Raw genomic sequence first — 18,194 nt, 5'->3', positions numbered from 1 at the left:
CCTCCCCGTCACTTCCGCTTGTCCTGGACGGCGACCACGATCGCGGCCACCACCCCGCCGACCACGCCGCCACCGAGCGTGGCGAGCCATGTGGACCCCGTGGTCAGGACGCGACCCAGCGCCCTGTAGGGGTCGAAGAAATTGCCGGTCCCCGCGCCGGTGAGCAGGACCGTGCCGAAGACCACGACGACGAACGTGATCGCGGCGCCACCGATGACCCAGGCCACCACGACCTGAGCGGTGGTCCGTTCGGGTGCGGTCATGCCGTGGCCCCCTTCTCGTCGTCCGGCTCGTCCAGGAGCGGCAGGTCGGCCGGCGTCACCAGCCGCGAGGCCACCGCGTACTCCACGAGCCGTGCACGGCGGTTGGTCGCGAGCGCACCGGGACCGCCGCGCAGGCCCTTCACGCCGATCCGGTCGAGCTTCTCGCACACGTTGTCGAGCTTGCGGTTGAACCGCGTGCTCGCCCAGCCGAGCCGGCGCGCGGCGGACGCGGACGACGGGATCTCGCTCAGCCCCGTGCCCTCCCGGCGCAGCATGGGCTCCGCCAGGGACACGATGAGCTGCTTCTGGCTCTTCGTGAAGCTGATCGCGCCGATCGTCGTGGCCCCGGAGTCGTCGTCGTCCTCCGAGCGGATCTCGTGGTACGGCGCGTTGTCGAGCTGCGCGGTGATCTCGTACGTCGTGGGTCCGGCCGTGAACACGATCGACGTCGTCGGGAAGACCATGGGCAGCCGGTTGCCCGGCGGGAGCCAGGACTGCACGCCTCCCCCCGCGTCGCACACGGTCGCCGAGATGAGGGAACCGACGTTGGACAGCCACCAGATGCCGTCCTCGTACGTGATGCGCAGGAAGCGGCGGTGCAGGTACGGGTTGTCGTCGATCGCGAGGTCACCCTCGCGCCCGATGTCGAAGGGCGCGCCCTCCTCGGACGGTCGAAACCACTCGCCGGCGAACTCGATCGCAAGGCCGTTCATCCACTCACCTCCCTGTGTCCTCCTCCGGGCGGGATCCCGCCCGGAGCCTGAAATGCCGGTGCGCGCGCCTACGGCGTCACGCAGGCGTCCTGACCGCTCGACGCCTTGCTGGACCGCACCACCATGACCTCGACGCACAGCTGCTGCTCGCCCTTGAGCGGCACCGTGACCGATGTGCCGTTGCCCGGCACCGGCTGGGGGACGGGATCGCCCGTCAGCTCCAGCACGCGGTACGCGTACGTGTCACCCTCCTCCAGCGACCGGGGCGCCGTCCACGAAAACACCGCCTGCTTGCCCTGCACCGTGCCCGTGAGCTCGGCGACCGGCGGGACGTACCCGCCGGCCGGAGCAGGCGGCACGAACGTCGAGGTCGTACCGGTCTCCTCGGCGGTGGGCTCACCGGTGTCCCGGGTCAGGGCCCAGGCCGAGAGCCCGACCACGGCGACCACGACCACGCCGGCGACGAGCGCCCACACGCCGCGGCGCGGCCCCTCCTCCTCGGGCGCCTGGGCGGGCGCCTCCACGGGCTGCTGCCCGACGGCGCCCGCCATCGCCTGCGTACCCTGCGTCGCCGGGTCCGCCGCGCCGCGGTAGACGGTGTCCTCCGACTCGCTGGGCGCCGGCGCCGGGGCCGGACGTGCGGGAGCCGGCGCGTACGCGGTACCCGCCGCCGCGCTCAGCGCGCCCCCGGCCCCGCCCGGGCCGAAGCCGCCACCGGGGCCGAACGCGCTCGGACCCTGGGCCGCGGCACCGGCCGGGTCGATCGTGACGACCTGGCGCAGCCGGGTGCCGTCCGCCTCGGCCTCGTCCTCCTGCATCGCGCCGGACTCGTCCAGCAGGTCGATGGGGGTCACGTCACGCGACAGCTCGACCTGGACCTTCTGCAGCTCGCGCGCGAAGGCCAGCACGGTCGGGTACCGCGAGGCGATCTGCTTCGACATCGCAATGCGCAGCACGCGCTCCAGCGACGGCGGCACGTCGCTGCGGCTCACCGGCGGCAGCTCGTCCTGCGAGATGCGGCGCACCAGGTCCGCCGACGTGTTGGACCCGCCGGGCGTCTCGAACGGTGTGCGCCCGGCCAGCAGCGTGTAGCAGGTGGCGGCCAGGGCCCACACGTCGGTCGCGATACCCGACATCGGCGGGTCGCCGAACGACTCGGGCGGCGACCACGGGATCGACATGCCCTCGGCCGCCGACGCCTCGTCCACCGTGGACGAGATGCCGAAGTCCGTCAGGGCCGGGTGCCCGAACTGCGTGACCAGGATGTTCGACGGCTTCAGGTCGCGGTGCAGGATGCCGAGCCGGTGGGCGGTCTCGACCGCGCCCGCGATCTGGATGGTGATGCGCAGCGCCTCCGCCACCGAGAACCGCTCGGACCGGTAGCGCGCGCCGAGGTTCGGGCGCGAGCAGTACTCCATGGCCAGGAACGGGCGGCCGTCGTTGGCGACGCCCGCCTCGTACATCGTGACGATGGAGGGGTGGTTGCCGAGGGTCGCCATGAGGTCGGCCTCGGCGTCGAACGCCGCCCGCTGCGTGGCGCTGGACCACTCCTTGAGCAGCACCTTGACCGCGACCTGCCGGCGCGGCCGCTGCTGCTCGTACAGGAACACGTCCGAGAAACCACCCGAGCCGATGAGCTTGCGGTACTCGAAGCCCTCGATCTCCGGTGGCGGGGACGGCTTCCTCTTGCTGCTCACGCTTCTCCTTCGTGGGTGGTCGGGCTGGTCGGGGCCGTCACCAGATGCCCTCGAACGTGAGGGTCACGCCGTCGCCCAGGTCCACGACGTCGCCGTCGGACACGAGCTCCTTCTCGTTCGGGTGCAGGCGGCGCGGGGGCTGGCCCGGGCGCAGCAGGGTGGTGCCGTTGGTGGTGGCGAGGTCCGTCACCAGCACGTGCCAGTCCTCGAGCGAGACCTCGGTGTGCGATCGCGAGATGTCCTGCTGCGGGCTGGAGACCGTCACGAGGCGCGGCATCTGGTCGGCCGAGGTGTTGTTGGTCCGGGGGCGCCGGCCGACGATCACCGGGCGGTCGAGCTCGACCACCTGGCCGCCGCGGATCCCGGACGCGCCGCCCGTCGCCGCACCGGACGTCACGACCATGCGGCCCAGCGACGGGCGCGGCGCGAGCGCGGCCTCGGCCGACAGCGGGCTGCCGCACTCCCGGCAGTTCTCGCGGGCGGTCGGGTTGGCGTGGCCGTTCTCGCACGTCACAGCCAGGATCTTGGGGGCGTTCGGGTTGGCGGGCGCCGAGAACTTCGGCGCCGACGGCAAGGAGGCCGCAGCCTTCAGGTCGGCGATCGCCGACGACATCACCGTGTGGCCGTCGTGGTCGTCGTCCTCCTCGGCCCCCGCGCCGACGGCGGCCGCACGGTGCGCGGCGGCGGGCGTGGCTCCGGACCAGCCCGGCACCCCGGCGATCGGGACGCCGGAGATCATGCCGTCCGCCTCGGACGCGACGGGCGCCGCGGGCGCGGGCGCCGGGGCAGGCGGGGGCGGCGGGACCGCGGGCGTGGCGCCCGAGGCCGGGGCGGGCGCCTCCTCCTCGTGCTCCTCGGAGCTCTCGGGCCGCACGGCGGCCGCCTCGACACCGTGCGCCACCGTGGCACCCCACAGGTGCAGGTAGTCGTCGTCATCATCCGGGCCCTCGTCCCCGGCGGGGGTGGCCTCGGGCTCCGGGGCGGCCGGTTCGCCGGCGCTCTCCTCGGCGGGCGTGATCGTCTCCTCGGACGCCGGCACCATCGTCACCGTGCCCAGCGGGGCCGACGTGTCCGCGGACGGCGCCGGGACCGGGTCGGGCTCCACGACCGGCGCGGGCGCCGAGGTCACGGGTGCGGGCGGCACCGCGGGCTCGGGCGGCGAGACCACGGGCCCGGACGACACGACGGGTCCGGACCCGGCCTGAGAGCCAGACAGGGACTCCGCCAGGGACGTCGACTCGTCCACCGCCGAGGGCTCCACCACCTGGTGACGCACCACCCCGGCGAGCACGACACCCGACTCGACCGGCAGGCCGTCCGCGAAGCTGCCGAAGCCCGAGACGCCCGTCGCCACCTCGACGGCCGTGACGCCCTCGACCACCCGCTCGGTCCAGGAGATCACGCCCGCCCCCGACACGGTCTGGGACCCGGCGTCCGTCTCGATGGTCACGGTCAGCCCGTCGCCGCGCGCCACGACGTGCGCGCTCGCCGGCTCGCCCGCCCCCGCGCGCGTGAGCACGACCACGGCGAACGGCGGGACACCCTTGAGGCCACCCACCGCCGACGTCGTCAGGGCACCCAGCACCTCCGCGACACCGGAACCGGGCGTGGCGAGGTCCGCCCACAGGCGCCGGACCGGCTCGAGCGCCTCCGCCCCGGCCCCCTCACCGGGCAGCACGACGACGGCGTCGCCGCGCACGATGACGCGCGCCTTCCCCGTCGTGTACCGGATCCCGGTGCGCTGTCCAGCGTCCGAGGTGCTCATGGTCGCCTCCCTGTTCTTTCCTTGCTCGTGTGTCCCGCCCCTGCCACACCCCCGTGCCAGGCTTCCGGGTCAGACTCTATTGACCCTCTCCGACATCGGCCCTGACATCGTGCCCGGTGTCAGTCCCGCGGGATCGTGTCCTCGTCCGCGAACCCGCCGCGCGGTGCGGTGCTGGACCCCGCGGTCTCGTGCGCCACGCCCGTCGCGTCGACCACGATCACCGTGATGTTGTCCCGCCCGCCCGCGGCGATCGCGGCCTCGACCAGCCGGCCCGCCGCCACCTGCGGATCGGGGTGGCCCAGCATGATCTCGGTGATCTGCGCGTCGGTGAGCTCGCCCGTCAGCCCGTCGGAGCAGACCAGGATCCGGTCGTGCGTGCCGATCGGGATGTACCGGAAGTCGGCCCGTGCCTCGTCCCGGCCGCCCAGCGCCCGCGTGATCACGTGGCGGCGCGGGTGGTTCCGCGCCTCCTCGGCGGTGAGCGTACCGGCGTCGACCATCTCCTGGACCTCGGAGTGGTCCACGCTCACCTGGTCCAGCACGCCGCTGGACAGCAGGTAGGTGCGGGAGTCGCCCACGTTCACGAAGAGCCAGTAGGGCGCGTCGTCGAGGTAGGCGACCACGGCGCCGGTCAGCGTCGTGCCCGCGCCCCGGCCCTGGCCCGACGTCTCGATGGCGCGAACCCGCTCCTGCGCGGTCTCCAGCAGCGCCTCCACGTGGTGCGGCTCCACGCGCTCGATGTCCGACAGGGGACGCAGCGCGTCCAGCGCCGTCGCGCTGGCCACCTCCCCCGCTGCGTGCCCGCCCATGCCGTCGGCGACGAAGAACGCTCCGCCGCCCGCGAAGTAGCCGTCCTCGTTGAGCTGGCGGCGCAGCCCCCGGTCGGAGGCCGCACCCCAGGCGAGCGTCAGCGCGTCGTGGCTCATGCCGCCGCCTGCGGGTGCACGACGACGCGCCGGTCGCCCACGTGGATCGTCGAACCCACCGGCACGCGCACGCGGGCGCCCGGCTCGGCCACGCGCGGCGGCAGACCGGGGGCCGAGACGACCGTGCCGTTGGTGGAGCCCCGGTCCGTGAGCCACAGGCCGGCGGTGTCGACGCCGAGCTCGGCGTGCGTCTTGGACACCGACCGCGTCGGGTCCTCGACCTTGATGAGGATCCAGCCCGAGCCGTCGGGTGCCTGCGGGTTGCGGCCCACCAGCGCCTTCGTGTCGACGACGTAGCGCTCGCCGCCCTCGACCTCCAGCACGACGGCGGTCACCTGCGCCGGCGTCATCGGGCGGCTCAGGTGGGTGCGCGTCATGTCGATGGGCGCCGAGTCCCGCTGCTCGTGCTCGGGCTGCCGCACCGGGGTCGGCGGCTGCACCGGCACCGGTGCCTGCACCGGCGGCTGCGGCGCCACCGGCTGCTGCGGACGGGCCGGCACGGGCGCACGCTGCGTCAGGTCCGGCTGCTGCTGCACGGCCGGCGGCGTCGGGCGCACGGGCTGCTGCACGGGCGGCTGCGCCGGCTGGCCCGGGTGCGGCGTACCGCCCGAACCGGGGTGCGGCCGGCGGATCGTGGCCGGCTCCTCCTGCGGGGGCAGCGCGCCCCCGGCCGACGGGGCACCACCGGCGGACGGCTGACCGGGGATCCCGGTGATCACGCCGGCCGCGCCGGCGCCCGCACCCGCCGAGGAGTCGGGGAACGCCCACGGGTCCTGCTGCTGCGGCGCCGGGGCGGGCTGCGCCGGAGCCTGGCCGCCGTTGCCGGCGCCCGTCCACACCTGCGCGGTCCCGGCGGCCGCCTTCGCCGTCCCCGTCCCCGTGGACGAGCTCGTCGCGGGGGTCGCGGGAGCGGCCGGGGCCGCCGCGACGTCGGACGCCATGAGCACGACGGCGCGGCCGACCTTGTCGTGCCAGCCCTGCCGCTTGCCGCCGCCGTCGAACGCCGGGGAGACGAGCACCAGGATCTGACCCACCAGGCAGACCACGGCGCCGAGGCCGACGATGAGCCAGCGCAGGAACGCGCGGCCGAACCCGATCGGGTCGTGCGCCACGGCGTCGACCGTGCGGATCTTGCAGACGATGTTGCCGATCGTCTTGCCCGTCGCGCCCTCCCACGCCGAGACACCGAGCCAGTAGCCCAGGAGCAGCACGCCGCTGATGAGCTGGGGCACCAGGAGCGCCGACGAGATGGCGTCGGGCGACATGAGCAGCGAGCCGGCACCACCGGCGCTGATCAGCCCGATCATCATGACGATCCAGGCCGCGACCGAGATCACCGCGCCGTCGACGAGCGCCGCGAGGAACCGCCGGCCCGTCCCGGCGTAGGCGACCGGCGCCGCCTGGACCATGCCGATGCCGACCCGCGTGTGCGAGAGCGACTCCGGCACGGTCGTGCCCACGTCACCGGTCTGGGGGCGGGGGAAGGGACGCCCGCACACGCCGCAGTACGGCGAGCTCCCGTCCTGCGTCGAACCACATCCAGCGCAGACCACGTCCGTCATCGACTCTCCTTCGTCCGCCGGGACCCGAGTCCCCCGAGTGCCGCGAGGAACCCGCGGCGTCCACCGATCCGTGCCCAGACGGAACGCAGCGACAGCGCCGCTCGCACCCTCCGTCGTGTGCCTACGGTGGAGCGTAGTCCGCCGACCAGTTCGTCCACCTCTGTCCAGAATGCCTCAACGTCGGCCTGGGTGGGTTCACCACGCCCGAAGACCGTCGCGTCCGCACGGTGGGCGAGGGTGAGCGTCGAGGGCACCTCGTGCGCCCCGGCGATCACGCCCGCGCTCTCGCGGCGCGTCGCACCGCGCGGAACGGTGGTCCCCAGGTCGGTCACGACGTCGACCACCTCGTGCCAGCCACCGCTGATCCGGTCGGCCATCTGCTCGGCGCTGCGGCGACGGGCGCGACGCCGGGCCTTGTAGGCCAGGATCGCCACGATCGGGCCGAGGATCAGCAGCAGCGGGATGCCCACCGCCAGCAGGATGATGCCGAGCAGGCCCCAGTCGAACAGGTCGTTCTCGGCCTCGTCCTTGTCGTCGTCCTCGACGCTGCCGGCCTTGGCCTTGTCGGGCTCCTCCGGCGGCTCCGGGTCCTGGAGCACCGGCGGCTTGGGCACCGTCTGGCTCTTCGGCTCGGGCTGGATCTGCGGCTTCTCGTCCGGGACAGCGTCGATCGGCACCCAGCCGTACTCCTTGAACGGCACCTCGACCCAGGCGTGCACGTCGCTGCCGAGCACCTTCCAGGGCTCGCCCTCCTCGTACTCGCTCTTCTCGTCGGGGTAGAAGCCCATGACGACGCGGGCGGGGATGCCCGCCTGGCGGGCCATGAGGGCGAACGCGACGGCGAACTGCTCGTCGTCGCCCACCATCTTCTCCTCCTCGACGAGCGTGTCGATGCGCTCGGCCGAGTGGCCCGGCCGGGACGGCGTCTGGCCGTCCAGGCCGCTGGACAGCACGCCGTAGTCCTGCAGGGCGTCCCGGATCTGGAACAGCTTGGTCGCCGGGTCGGTCTCCTCGCCCGTGAACTGCACGGTCTTGGCCGGCAGGCCCGGCGGCAGCGCGCCCGGCTCGGTCTCGGGCAGGTCGGCCTCGCGGATGGTGGCCTTCTTCAGCACGTCCTCACCCGGCTCCTCGGTCACCAGGGTGTCCAGGGTGTACGTGTCGCCCGCCTTGACGCCCGCCGTGGTGATGGCCGTGTGCGTGGTCGAGTTGTAGTACGAGCCGTCCGTCTGAGCAGTCGCGTCCGGCCCTGTCCACCGCACGCCGGTCAGGCTGCCGATCTCCGGGACCCACACCCCGCTGTACCCGCTCACGGTGATCTCGAACGTCGCGGGGGTGCCCTCCGCCTGCGTGGCGATCTCCTCGCCGACGCGGGTGTAGAAGCCGGTGTCGCCGCCGTCGCCCGACGCGTCGTAGACCACGCCGTCGTACTGGTCCAGGGTCGCGAGCCGGATCCGGCCGTTCTCCGGCAGGTCGCTGACCGTGAACAGCTCGTCCTCGCGCAGGTCCTTGGCGTAGTGCCGGAACGCCACGAGCGGGCTCGTGAACTCGTGGATGTCGAACGGCGGCACGATCGTCTCGCGCAGCACGGTGCGCTGCCCGTGCGGCATCAGGACGGGTGCAGTGAACCCCGCCGCGACGGCCGCGACGGTCAGGATGGTCGCGCCGGTACGGACGCGGTACCAGCGCAGGCGGCGCGTGGCCTCGCGGCTCGACTCGGTGCTGATCGAGTGCGTGCCGACGCGCGCCTCCATGACCCGCACCGCGCCCCACAGGAGGGCCACGATGGCGATCACGAGACCCTGCACCACCGGCAGCGCGGGGTCGACAGTACCCAGCAGGATCACGCCGACCAGGCCCGCGATCACCGGTACGACGGCCCACACCGCGTGCTTGGCGCGCCAGGAGATGGTCCCGGAGATCAGCGCCACGAGCAGCATGAGCAGGAACGGCACCACGGCGAGGTCGGGGAAGGACCGCATGGGCGGCACCGTGGTGACGAACTGCTTCCAGCCCTCGACCGAACCCAGCAGCAGCTCCCGCAGGGTGTCCAGGGTGGGCACCACGCCGGCGATCGTCGTGTGCGGCAGCGCGAGCGCGCCGCCGAGCAGGAGGTAGGCGAGCACGGCCAGGGCCGTGACGGTCACCGCGGGGAACCTGCGCCACGCGCCCACCCAGGCCACCAGCAGGCCGACGACGGCGCCACCCGCCGTGGGGAGCACGTAGCCCAGCGAACCCCACACGGGGCCGAAGCCCACGGCCACGGCGCCGAGCATCACGACGAGCGCGGCGACGTCGACCAGGGCCAGCCGGGTCAGCGCGCGCGGCTGCTCAGCCTCCTTGCGGCGCGTGGTGCCGCGGCCCGTGCCCGTCCCGTACCCGGTACGGGTGCCGCGGGTGCGGGACGACGCCCGGCCCGCACCGGCAGGCTGCCGCGGGACGTTCCCGCGCGTGTTCTCGTCGCTCATCCGTCGCTCATCTTCTTCAGCGCAAGGGGCAGGTCGGCCAGGCGGCCCAGGGTGAGCACGCCGAGCTCGGCGATGGCGGTCCGGCCGAGGGACGCGCCCGGCACGCACTGGATGGCCATGACCTGCACCCCGGCGGGCACCCGGGCCGACGCCGAACGCAGCTCGGTGGGCGTGACCCGGCTGCCGATGACGAACGCGATCACCGAGAAGTCGGCGGCGGCCATGGCGGCCGAGCGGGCCAGGTCCACCAGCTTGGACTTGCGGGACTCGAGCTCGATCCGGGACAGGTCGTCCATGAGGCGGGTGCGGTGGTCGCCGCGCAGCGTGGCCTCGTTGACCAGCACGGTGACGCCCCGGTCCTCCTTGATAGCCTGCAGGCCGAGGGAGCCGCAGACGCTCACGGCGAGCTCGAACTCGTCGCCGTTCGCGTAGTCCTCCGCGCGCGTGGAGAGCAGCACCGCGAGGTGCGAGCGCCGGGTCTCCTCGAACTGGCGCACCATGAGCTGACCGGTGCGGGCCGTCGTCTTCCAGTGGATGTGCCGCCGGTCGTCGCCGGGCACGTAGTCGCGCAGGGCGTGGAAGTTGACGTCCGAGCTGGTGATGTCGTTGGTGACGCGGCCCTCGAGGTCCTTGAGGAAGCCTGTCGAGGAGCCGGTGAGGTTCTTGACGCGCGGGTGCACGAAGACCTCCTGCTCGTTCGTCCACGTCATCTCGCGGCGCAGCAGGCCCAGCGGGTCGGCCCGCACGGACTTCACGGGGCCCACCGTGATCACGCTGCGGCGACGCGTCGGGATCGTGAAGATCTCCTCGTGCGACCCGCCCCCGGGCAGGCGCGGCACCGGGAACGCGGCCGTGCCGCTCCCGACCGGCAGCTCCATCACCGAGGGGAGCAGCGCGCGGCTCGACGCGTTGCGCACGTCGAGCCGTCCGACGGCGCGGTCGCCCACCGTGACGCGGGCCTGGGCCAGGTCGAGCACGACGTCGTACTTGAACCGGCCGAGCACGAACACGATGGCGCACACGAGCGTCACGGTGAGCACGATCGCGGCGACCAGGACCTCCAGCCAGCCGAGCAGCAGACCTGCCACCCACGCGGCCACGGCCGTGATCGTGACCGCGATGCCGAACGTGCTGAACGTGCGGCGCACGGGGTCGAGCACGCGACCGACCGCCGCCGCCCGCGAACGGGCGGCGGCGGTCAGGGTCACCCAGCCGCGCTGGCCGCGCTGGAGCTGCGCGCGGCCGGCGGCCACGGCTCCGCCGAGGCCGCGCGGCTTCTCCTGTCTCTTCCCGTACCCGGCGCTCGTGCTTCCGGCCGGGAGACCCGTGCTCGTCATGCCGAGGCACGCTCCTGCGGTGCCGCGACGTCGGCCAGGATCCGGGCCAGGATGACGTCGGAGCGGGCGCCCGCGAACTCGGCCTCGGGGTCCAGCACGAACCGGTGGCCCCAGACGGGCTGGGCGAGCTCCTTGATGTCGTCGGGCAGCACGTAGTTGCGGCCGTGCGCCGCGGCCCACACCTTGGCGCAGCGCACCAGGGCCAGCGCACCACGGACCGACACGCCGATCCGCACCTCGGGGGCGTTGCGCGTCTCCTCGCCGAGCCGGCTCACGTACTCCAGCACCGCCGTGTCGGTGTGCACCGTCGTGGCCAGGTCGGCCATCTCGGTCACGGCCTTCGTCGTGATGATCGGCTGCAGCACCTTGCTGCGGTCCTTGACCGCGGCGCCGGACAGGATCTCGACGGTGGACGCGTGGTCCGGGTAGCCCACCGACGTCTTCATGAGGAACCGGTCGAGCTGCGCCTCGGGCAGGCGGTAGGTACCCGCCTGCTCGATCGGGTTCTGGGTCGCGAGCACCATGAACGGGCGGCCGGTCTCGTGCGCGACGCCGTCGACGGTGACCCGGCCTTCCTCCATGACCTCGAGCAGCGCGGACTGGGTCTTCGGCGAGGCGCGGTTGATCTCGTCCGCCAGCACGATGGACGCGAAGATCGGACCCGGGTGGAAGTCGAACTTGCCCGTGTTCTGGTCGTAGATCGTCACACCCGTGACGTCGGAGGGCAGCAGGTCCGGCGTGAACTGGATGCGGTTGTGCGAACCCTGGACCGAGGCCGCGATGGAGCGCGCGAGCATCGTCTTGCCGGTACCCGGCGCGTCCTCCAGCAGCAGGTGGCCCTCGGCGAGCATGCAGGTGAGGGCCAGACGCACCACCGGCGCCTTGCCCAGGACCGCCTGGCCGACGTTGCCGACGAGGCGGTCGAAGGTCTGGGCGAACCAGGCCGCCTGCTCGGGGGTCATCGTGGTCATCTCGTCATTCCCTACTGCTCGTTACTGCTCGTTCGCGGGTGAAAGTCGTGTCGATCATGGCGTGACCGGCCGCCGTCTGCTCGGCGGCCGGTCACAAGTCGGCGGCAGCGCCGGATATTACCCGTTCCACCAGTTGGTGACCCCGTACTCCTTGCCGTCGATCAGGACCCGGACTGGTACACCGGGGTGCCCGAAGAAGCAGTCGAGCTGGACGGAACCGTTGGCCGGGAAGTTGTAGGACTTCCTGGAGCTGCTCTCCCAGGTCCTGGCGTGGTTGATGATGTCGTGCCAGCCCTTGATCTCCGGCGTGTCCTCCGCCCAGCACGCGACCGAGTGGCTACCCGCGTCGAAGTCCGTCACCTTCACCAGGTAGTACGCGCACGAGGCGTGCGAGCACTGGTTGTTGTCGATGCGGCTGCCGTGCGTGACCGTGGCGGTCGGGTTGGGCTTCGCGTCCGACGTGGCCGAGGCGCACTTGCTCGCCTTCTGCCCCTCCGAGTCCGTCACCGTGACACACGCTTCCCGGGTCTGGCTGTAGCCCGCCGACGCCGACTGCGTGCCGCTCTTCTGGGTGCTCGTGATCGCGCCGGTCACCGCCACCGTCGTGGGCCGGCCGTTAGTGGCCGTGGCGTCCCACGTGAACGTGACCTTCTGGTCGCCACCGCTCGCGCTGATCGACGGCGTGGGCGGCGGGCCGTACGGCGTCACCGAGTTCGACGCGGCCGACCAGTCGGAGCAGATGTAGGCGTTGCACGCGCGCACCTGGAACGTGTAGGCGGTGCCGTTGGTCAGGGGGCTGTACCGGTAGGTGTAGCTGGAGTTCCCGGCCTGCCCGCTGTCCTGCGCACCCGCCCCGTTCGCCTGGACCTGGTAGTAACCGCCCGTGCCACGGAACGCTCCGATACCTCGCCAGTCCACCAGGGCGTTCGCGTTGGTGTTGTTGTCCTGTCGTGCCGTCGGGGTACCCGGCGTGTCCGGCGTGCCATAGGGCACCACCGCGTTCGACTGCGCGCTGACCGGGGACTTGCCCGCCTTGTTCTCGGCCTGGACCGTGTAGGTGTAGGTCGAGTCGGTGCTCAGGTCCTGGATGACCTTCTCGGTACCCGTCACGGTCAGGGTGCGGGTCTTGGCGCCGTCCTTGTACTCCGCGAGGTAGTACTGCTTGACCGCGTCACCGTTGTTCGCCGGAGCGGTCCACTTGACCGTGATCTGGCCGCCCACGGCGGTGTTGACCCGCGTGGCCGTCGGGGCCGCGGGCTGCGCCGGGGGTGCCGCCGGGGTCTCCGGCGCGGACGGGTCGCTCCACTCCGAGGGGTCGGGCGCCTTGTTCTTGGCCTGGACCGACACGGTGTACGCCGTGCCGTTCTCCAGACCCGTCCACGTGATCGGGCTGCCCGCGACGCACGTCTTCTGGGTCACGCCGTCCGTCGGGGCCGGGCTGATCTCCAGGTTGACGCACTCGATCGGCGAGCGGTCCGTGTAGCTCCGGTTGGTCCAGCTCACGGTGAGCTCCTGGTTGCCGAACTCGAGGCTCGGCGGGGCGGGCTTGTCCGGCTTCTCGTCCGGGCGCGCCTCCCGGGAGGCCGGGGACGGCTCGGAGTCGCCGACGTCGTTCGTCGCCACCACCGTGAACCGGTACTTCACGTTGTTCTGCAGGCCGTCGAAGGTGCAGGTGGTCGTGGCACACGCGTGCTCCTGCCCGTTCTGGGTGCGCAGCGTGTAACCGGTGATGTCCGAGCCGTTGTTGTTCGGCTGGTCCCAGCTCAGCACCACCGTCTCCGAGCGCACCTCCTCGACCCGGGGGGCGCGCGGGGGCTCGGGCCGGCCGAGCACGGTCAGCTTCAGCGTGCCGTCGACCTGGCGGTCCGGGTCCTTCGTCGCGTCCTGCACCGAGTAGCGCACCATCATCACGCCGTGGAAGTCGGGGTCCGGCGTGGCCACGACCTCGGAGTCGGTGAACGACACGTCCCCCACACCGGTCTCGACCACCGCGCCGGTCACGGTCAGCGGCTCGCCCGGGAACGGGTTGGTGTCGTTGGCGAGCACGTCCACGGACGTGGGCTCGCCCTGGTGCGCGTCCGGCACCTCGTCCGGCGTGGTCTGCACCAGCGGCCGGGTCGAGCCCACCACACGGACGGTGAGCTGGGCCTCGACGGGCGGGTTCCACCCGTCAGCCACGGTGAAGGGCACGGACTGGCTGGTGCCCTTGGGGACCGACGGCTCCACCTGGGCGGAGACGGCGCTGCCCGCGACGGTCGCGGTGATGCCCTCGACACCCGCGATCTCGTACGTCAGGTCGTCCTTGTCCGGGTCCTTGACGTACCGGGACAGGTCCACGGTCGCCTCTTCCCCGGCGGCGACCTCCAGCACCGGCGTGCCGCTCACCTTCGGCGGCATGTTCTTGGCCGGGGTCACGTCGATCGGGAGCTTCAGCACCGCGGTCAGGCCGTCGGGGTCGTCCGGTCCCGAACCGTCGGTCACCTCGAACGTCACCGAGGCCGCACCCGCGTAGTCCTTGGCGGACGTGTACACGACGGTGTCGTAGTCCTCGACGGAGACGGAGCCCTCCAGGGCCTTGACCGTCTTCTCCTCGGTGATGCGCGGCTCCCGGTCCTCACGGACCACCACGTACTCGGCCAGGTCGATGGTCAGCGGCTCACCCGTGGTCGCCTTGAGCGGCTCCAGGCCCGGCTTCACGTGCGGACGGGACTGGTCGCCCGGCACCCGCACGAACGCCTTGGCCTCCAGCCCGTCCATGTCCGTCACCGTGTACGTGATGACCTGCGCGCTCTCGGTGAGCTGGATCTCGAGCTGCTTCTCGTCGGTGACGCGCACGCCCTCCAGGCCCTCGTCCACCGAGACCTCCAGGTCGGCCGCGACGCCGTCCGGGTCCACGTCGTTCGCCAGCACGTTCACGGTCACGCTGGACGAGCCCTGCACGTCGTCGGCCGTGACCACGTCGTCCTGGGCCACGGGCCGCAGCAGGGGCGCGTTGCGGTCCACGTTCACCGTGATGGCCCCGCTCGCGCGGGCCTTGAAGGTGTCCTGGATGCCGTAGTAGAAGGAGTAGGCCCCCTCCTCCTCCGGCGCGGTCAGCACCACGTCGTCCTCGACCGCCTTCGGGTCGACGCCGATCTCCTCGGTGCCCTCGAAGCCCTTGGTGTACAGGCCGATCTCGTCGCCGTCCGGGTCCGTGTCGTTCTCCAGCGCCTGGATCGCCACGGTGCGGCCGGGGCGGACCGTCGTCTGGTCGTCCTCGGCCTGCGGCGGCTGGTTCGTAGCCGGCTTGGGTGCGATGCCGACGCGGACCAGGCCCTCCGCGGGTGCGCCACGGGTGTCGGTGACCTGGTAGGTGAACGTGTCCAGGCCCGCCTCGTCCGACGCCTTGTAGTCGATGAACCCGTCCACGATGGTGGCGGTGCCCTTGCTCGGCGCGCCCGAGATGGAGCTCAGGGTCACGTAGTCGCCGTCGGGGTCGGTACCGTCCAGCGGCAGCGGGATCCGCACCACGCCCTCGGCCAGCACACGGGCCTCGATGTCCGGGAGCTGCGGGGCCGTGTTGGACTCCTCGTCCACGATGTTGATCGTGACCTGGGCGGAGTCCTTCTGGCCGTTGGAGTCCACGACCTCGTACACGGCGTGCACGGTGCCGGCCTCGTCGCCCGCGCGGAAGCGCACGGTGTCCTCGGAGACGAACGCCTCGCCCGCACTGGCCGGCGGGGCCTCCTGCAGCTCGTCGTTGAGGGTGAGCTCCAGCCCGTCGGGGTGCGTGTCGTTCTTCAGCACCGGGATCGTCACCACGTCGCCCGTGTGCACGGTCGCGGTGTCCGGGCCGGCCTCCGGCGGGCGCAGCTGCGCCGGCGCCGGGATCGGCACCACCCGCACCTGACCGGTCGCGGTGCCGCTGCCGTTGCCCACGGTGTAGTCGATGGTCATCGGCCCGTCGAGCCGCTTGACCTCCGAGACCTTGAGCACCTGGTGGTTGAGCACCGCAACCTTCACCGGGGAGTTGTCCGGCACCTCGACGCCCTGCACCACGAGCACGCCGCCGGCGGGGTCGGTGTCGTTGGCCAGCACGTCCACCAGGGCGGTGCCACCGGTGGGCAGCAGCACCTGGTCGGACACCGCCACCGGCACGCCGCCCTGCTCCGGCGGCGTCACGACGTCCACCCGGACCAGGCCCGTCACCGGCTTGGGGCCGTCGGTGATCTGGTAGGTCACGTCGTACGAGCCGGGCTGGTCGCTGAGGAACTTGAACGTCCCCGCGGTGGCGTTCGTCGTGATCTCGGCGTTCTGCTGCTCGGTGACGCTCGTCAGCCGGAGCTTGTCGCCGTTGGGGTCGTAGTCGTTCTTCAGCGGCTCCACCGTGACCGGCTCGCCCGCCAGGACCGTCACGTGGTCCTGGACCGCGATCGGCGCCACGTTGCTCGCGACCACGTCGATCTGGAGCTTGCCCTCCACGGGCATGTTGAAGGAGTCGGACACGGTCACGTCGACGACCTTGCGGCCCACCGTCGTGCCACCGTCGCGGAACTCGATGGTGCCGTCGGGCCGGAACCGGACCTCGTCCAGCGGGTCGGCGGTGGAGGCGTTGGACAGGAACAGGTCGTCACCGTCCGGGTCCTTGAAGTACGGCAGCACCTTGATGGTGCCCAGGCCGCCCTGCCCCACGCGGAGCACCGGCTCGCCCGACTGGACGGGCGCGTTGTTCTCCTCCAGCGGCACCACGTTCACCTTCACGGAAGCCGTGGCGGTGCCGTTCTCGCGGCCGTCGTCGACCTCGTAGTCGAACGACGTGGTGCCGGTCGCGTCGGCGGGCACGTTCGCCTGCAGCGCCGCGCCGTCCAGGACCCGGTCGACGGTGGCGTCACCGTTGACCTCGCCCTCGACCGAGACCGTCATGACGTCGCCGTCCGGGTCCATGTCGTTGCCCAGCACGTTCAGCACCGTCGTGCGGCCCGGACGTACCCCGAACTCGTCGTCCTTGGGCTTGGGCGCCCGGTTGGGCTTGCTGCGGTCCGCGACGAACTGGTCCACCTGCTCCGGGGTCGTGTCCTCCGACTCCGTCTTCTCGCCCTCGGCGTCCTCGGGCATCTTGAGGTCCCAGTCGTCCACCTTCTGGAAGTCGTCGGCGGCCATCCACAGGGTGCCGTCGGCGACGTCGTTCAGGACGATCAGGTTCCGGTTCACGCGGTAGACCAACGTCGCGGCGGCGTCCACGCCCTCCAGCACCTGGTCGACGTCGTTGTCCGGTCCGGGGCAGTCCCGCACCACCTGGCCCGAGCCCGACCAGGCGCCGTAGACGCACTCGCCGAGCTGGACCGGCGCCGACGGGTTGCCCGAGGCCGTGCGCTTCGTGGCGTCCCCGCCGCCCAGCGGCTGCGACACCAGGCCGGACGACGTCGCCACCACGACCACGTCGGACTCGCCCGACGGCTGCTGCAGCATGGCCTGGGCGCCGTCCACCGTGACGGTGTCCCCGCCGGGCAGCACGAGCGTCGCGCTCGACTGGTCCAGCACCACCGGCTGGTCGCCCACCGCGGAGACCTGCACCTCGGCGCCCGGGGACAGGTCCAGGTCGGACTCGTCGACGTCGCCGGCCACGCCCTGCGTGCTCGTGGGGACCGTGTAGAGGGTGCCGTCGGACGGGACCGCCAGGTACACGGTGCCGTCCTTGCCCACCGTGATCGCGCCGCCGGGACCCGCCTTGACGGTGGGCTTCATCTTCTTCTCGTCGAACGCCGCCGAGTCGAAGGGCAGCACCCAGGCGTTGCCCGACTCCGGGTCGTACACGGCGGTGGTCGCGGCGCCCGCGGCCACCTTCGCCCCGGCAGGGAACTTCATCGTCGCGTCCAGCGAGAGCAGGGCAGGGTTCACCGGGCTCGCGGACGAGTCACCCACGTTGTCGAACAGCACCCGCTGCGCGTCCTGCTCCACGTCGAAGCTCGTCGAGCTCGCCTGGAGGTAGCCGTCCAGCGCCTTGGCCTCGTAGTTGAACCGGCCCAGCTTGCCCGAGGCGGTCTGCGTGACCCAGACGCCGGAGTCGTTGAGCTCGACGTCGGCCGTCGCCTCCCCCTCGTAGAGGAGCGCGAACCCGACCAGCCCCGCACCGAAGAGGGTCACCGCACCGATCGACGCCACGGACCGGCGGTTCTCCAACACGCGCGAGACAAAGCTCATGCGCCCCTCCTCGATTCATTGCTCCAGCGAAGATTCCCGCCCGGACGACACACGGGCACGACGGAAGCACCCTACCGGGGCAGGGGGTGAATCGTCCCGCAGTTTCCCTGGGGAGGACTACCCATGCCGCCGGTCCGGATTGTAGGGGTCTGCATGCTAGCCGGGGAGGCTTTTGCACCATCCTGCAAACGGTCTGACGCGTGGTCGGCGCTCTCCTGCGAGGTCGGGGGGTTTGTGGGGGGGGGGGGGGGGGGGGGGGGGGGGCCGGGGGCCCCCCCCCCGGGGGACCCACGGCAGGAGGGGAGAGGGGGGGCG

10 protein-coding genes are annotated in these 18,194 nt (G+C 72.3%); all 10 read right to left on the bottom strand.

What is annotated here, in order from left to right; all coding sequences use genetic code 11:
* Nucleotides 1-8: 8 nt before the first annotated feature.
* Nucleotides 9-263, bottom strand: coding sequence for a hypothetical protein (locus tag ACIG47_RS20895; RefSeq protein ID WP_397418876.1), 255 nt, complete (start codon nt 261-263; stop codon nt 9-11).
* Nucleotides 260-976: a hypothetical protein gene (locus tag ACIG47_RS20890; protein ID WP_397418874.1), complete on the bottom strand. Its 717-nt coding sequence runs from the start codon at nt 974-976 to the stop codon at nt 260-262. The genes ACIG47_RS20895 and ACIG47_RS20890 overlap by 4 nt, the downstream gene beginning before the upstream one ends.
* Nucleotides 977-1,044: 68 nt before the next feature.
* Nucleotides 1,045-2,673 (bottom strand): serine/threonine-protein kinase, encoded by a 1,629-nt coding sequence (locus ACIG47_RS20885; RefSeq protein ID WP_397433017.1) that lies wholly within the window; start codon nt 2,671-2,673, stop codon nt 1,045-1,047.
* A 37-nt stretch (nt 2,674-2,710) separates the two neighbouring features.
* Entirely contained in the window at nt 2,711-4,438 is a 1,728-nt protein-coding gene (locus ACIG47_RS20880) for an FHA domain-containing protein (RefSeq protein ID WP_397433016.1), read from the bottom strand.
* Between the two features lie 119 nt (nt 4,439-4,557).
* Nucleotides 4,558-5,364 carry a PP2C family protein-serine/threonine phosphatase gene (locus ACIG47_RS20875; RefSeq protein ID WP_397433015.1) on the bottom strand — a complete coding sequence of 269 codons (807 nt, stop codon included), beginning with the start codon at nt 5,362-5,364 and terminating at the stop codon, nt 4,558-4,560.
* Entirely contained in the window at nt 5,361-6,926 is a 1,566-nt protein-coding gene (locus ACIG47_RS20870) for an RDD family protein (protein WP_397433013.1), read from the bottom strand. Before ACIG47_RS20870 ends, ACIG47_RS20875 begins: the two co-directional genes overlap by 4 nt.
* Nucleotides 6,923-9,391 (bottom strand): transglutaminaseTgpA domain-containing protein, encoded by a 2,469-nt coding sequence (locus ACIG47_RS20865; protein ID WP_397433012.1) that lies wholly within the window; start codon nt 9,389-9,391, stop codon nt 6,923-6,925. Before ACIG47_RS20865 ends, ACIG47_RS20870 begins: the two co-directional genes overlap by 4 nt.
* On the bottom strand, nt 9,388-10,728 hold the full coding sequence (locus ACIG47_RS20860) for a DUF58 domain-containing protein (RefSeq protein ID WP_397433011.1): 1,341 nt from the start codon (nt 10,726-10,728) through the stop codon (nt 9,388-9,390). Before ACIG47_RS20860 ends, ACIG47_RS20865 begins: the two co-directional genes overlap by 4 nt.
* Nucleotides 10,725-11,699 carry an AAA family ATPase gene (locus ACIG47_RS20855; RefSeq protein WP_397433010.1) on the bottom strand — a complete coding sequence of 325 codons (975 nt, stop codon included), beginning with the start codon at nt 11,697-11,699 and terminating at the stop codon, nt 10,725-10,727. Before ACIG47_RS20855 ends, ACIG47_RS20860 begins: the two co-directional genes overlap by 4 nt.
* Before the next feature lie 117 nt (nt 11,700-11,816).
* The gene (locus ACIG47_RS20850) at nt 11,817-17,879 is read right to left on the bottom strand and encodes an Ig-like domain-containing protein (protein ID WP_397433008.1); all 6,063 of its coding nucleotides are present in this window, start codon (nt 17,877-17,879) and stop codon (nt 11,817-11,819) included.
* Nucleotides 17,880-18,194: the final 315 nt, after the last annotated feature.

Source organism: Promicromonospora sp. NPDC052451, assembly GCF_044547525.1.
Classification (GTDB): domain Bacteria; phylum Actinomycetota; class Actinomycetes; order Actinomycetales; family Cellulomonadaceae; genus Promicromonospora.
Note: the sequence above shows the minus strand (reverse complement) of the source record. Positions and strands in the feature narration are given on the sequence as shown.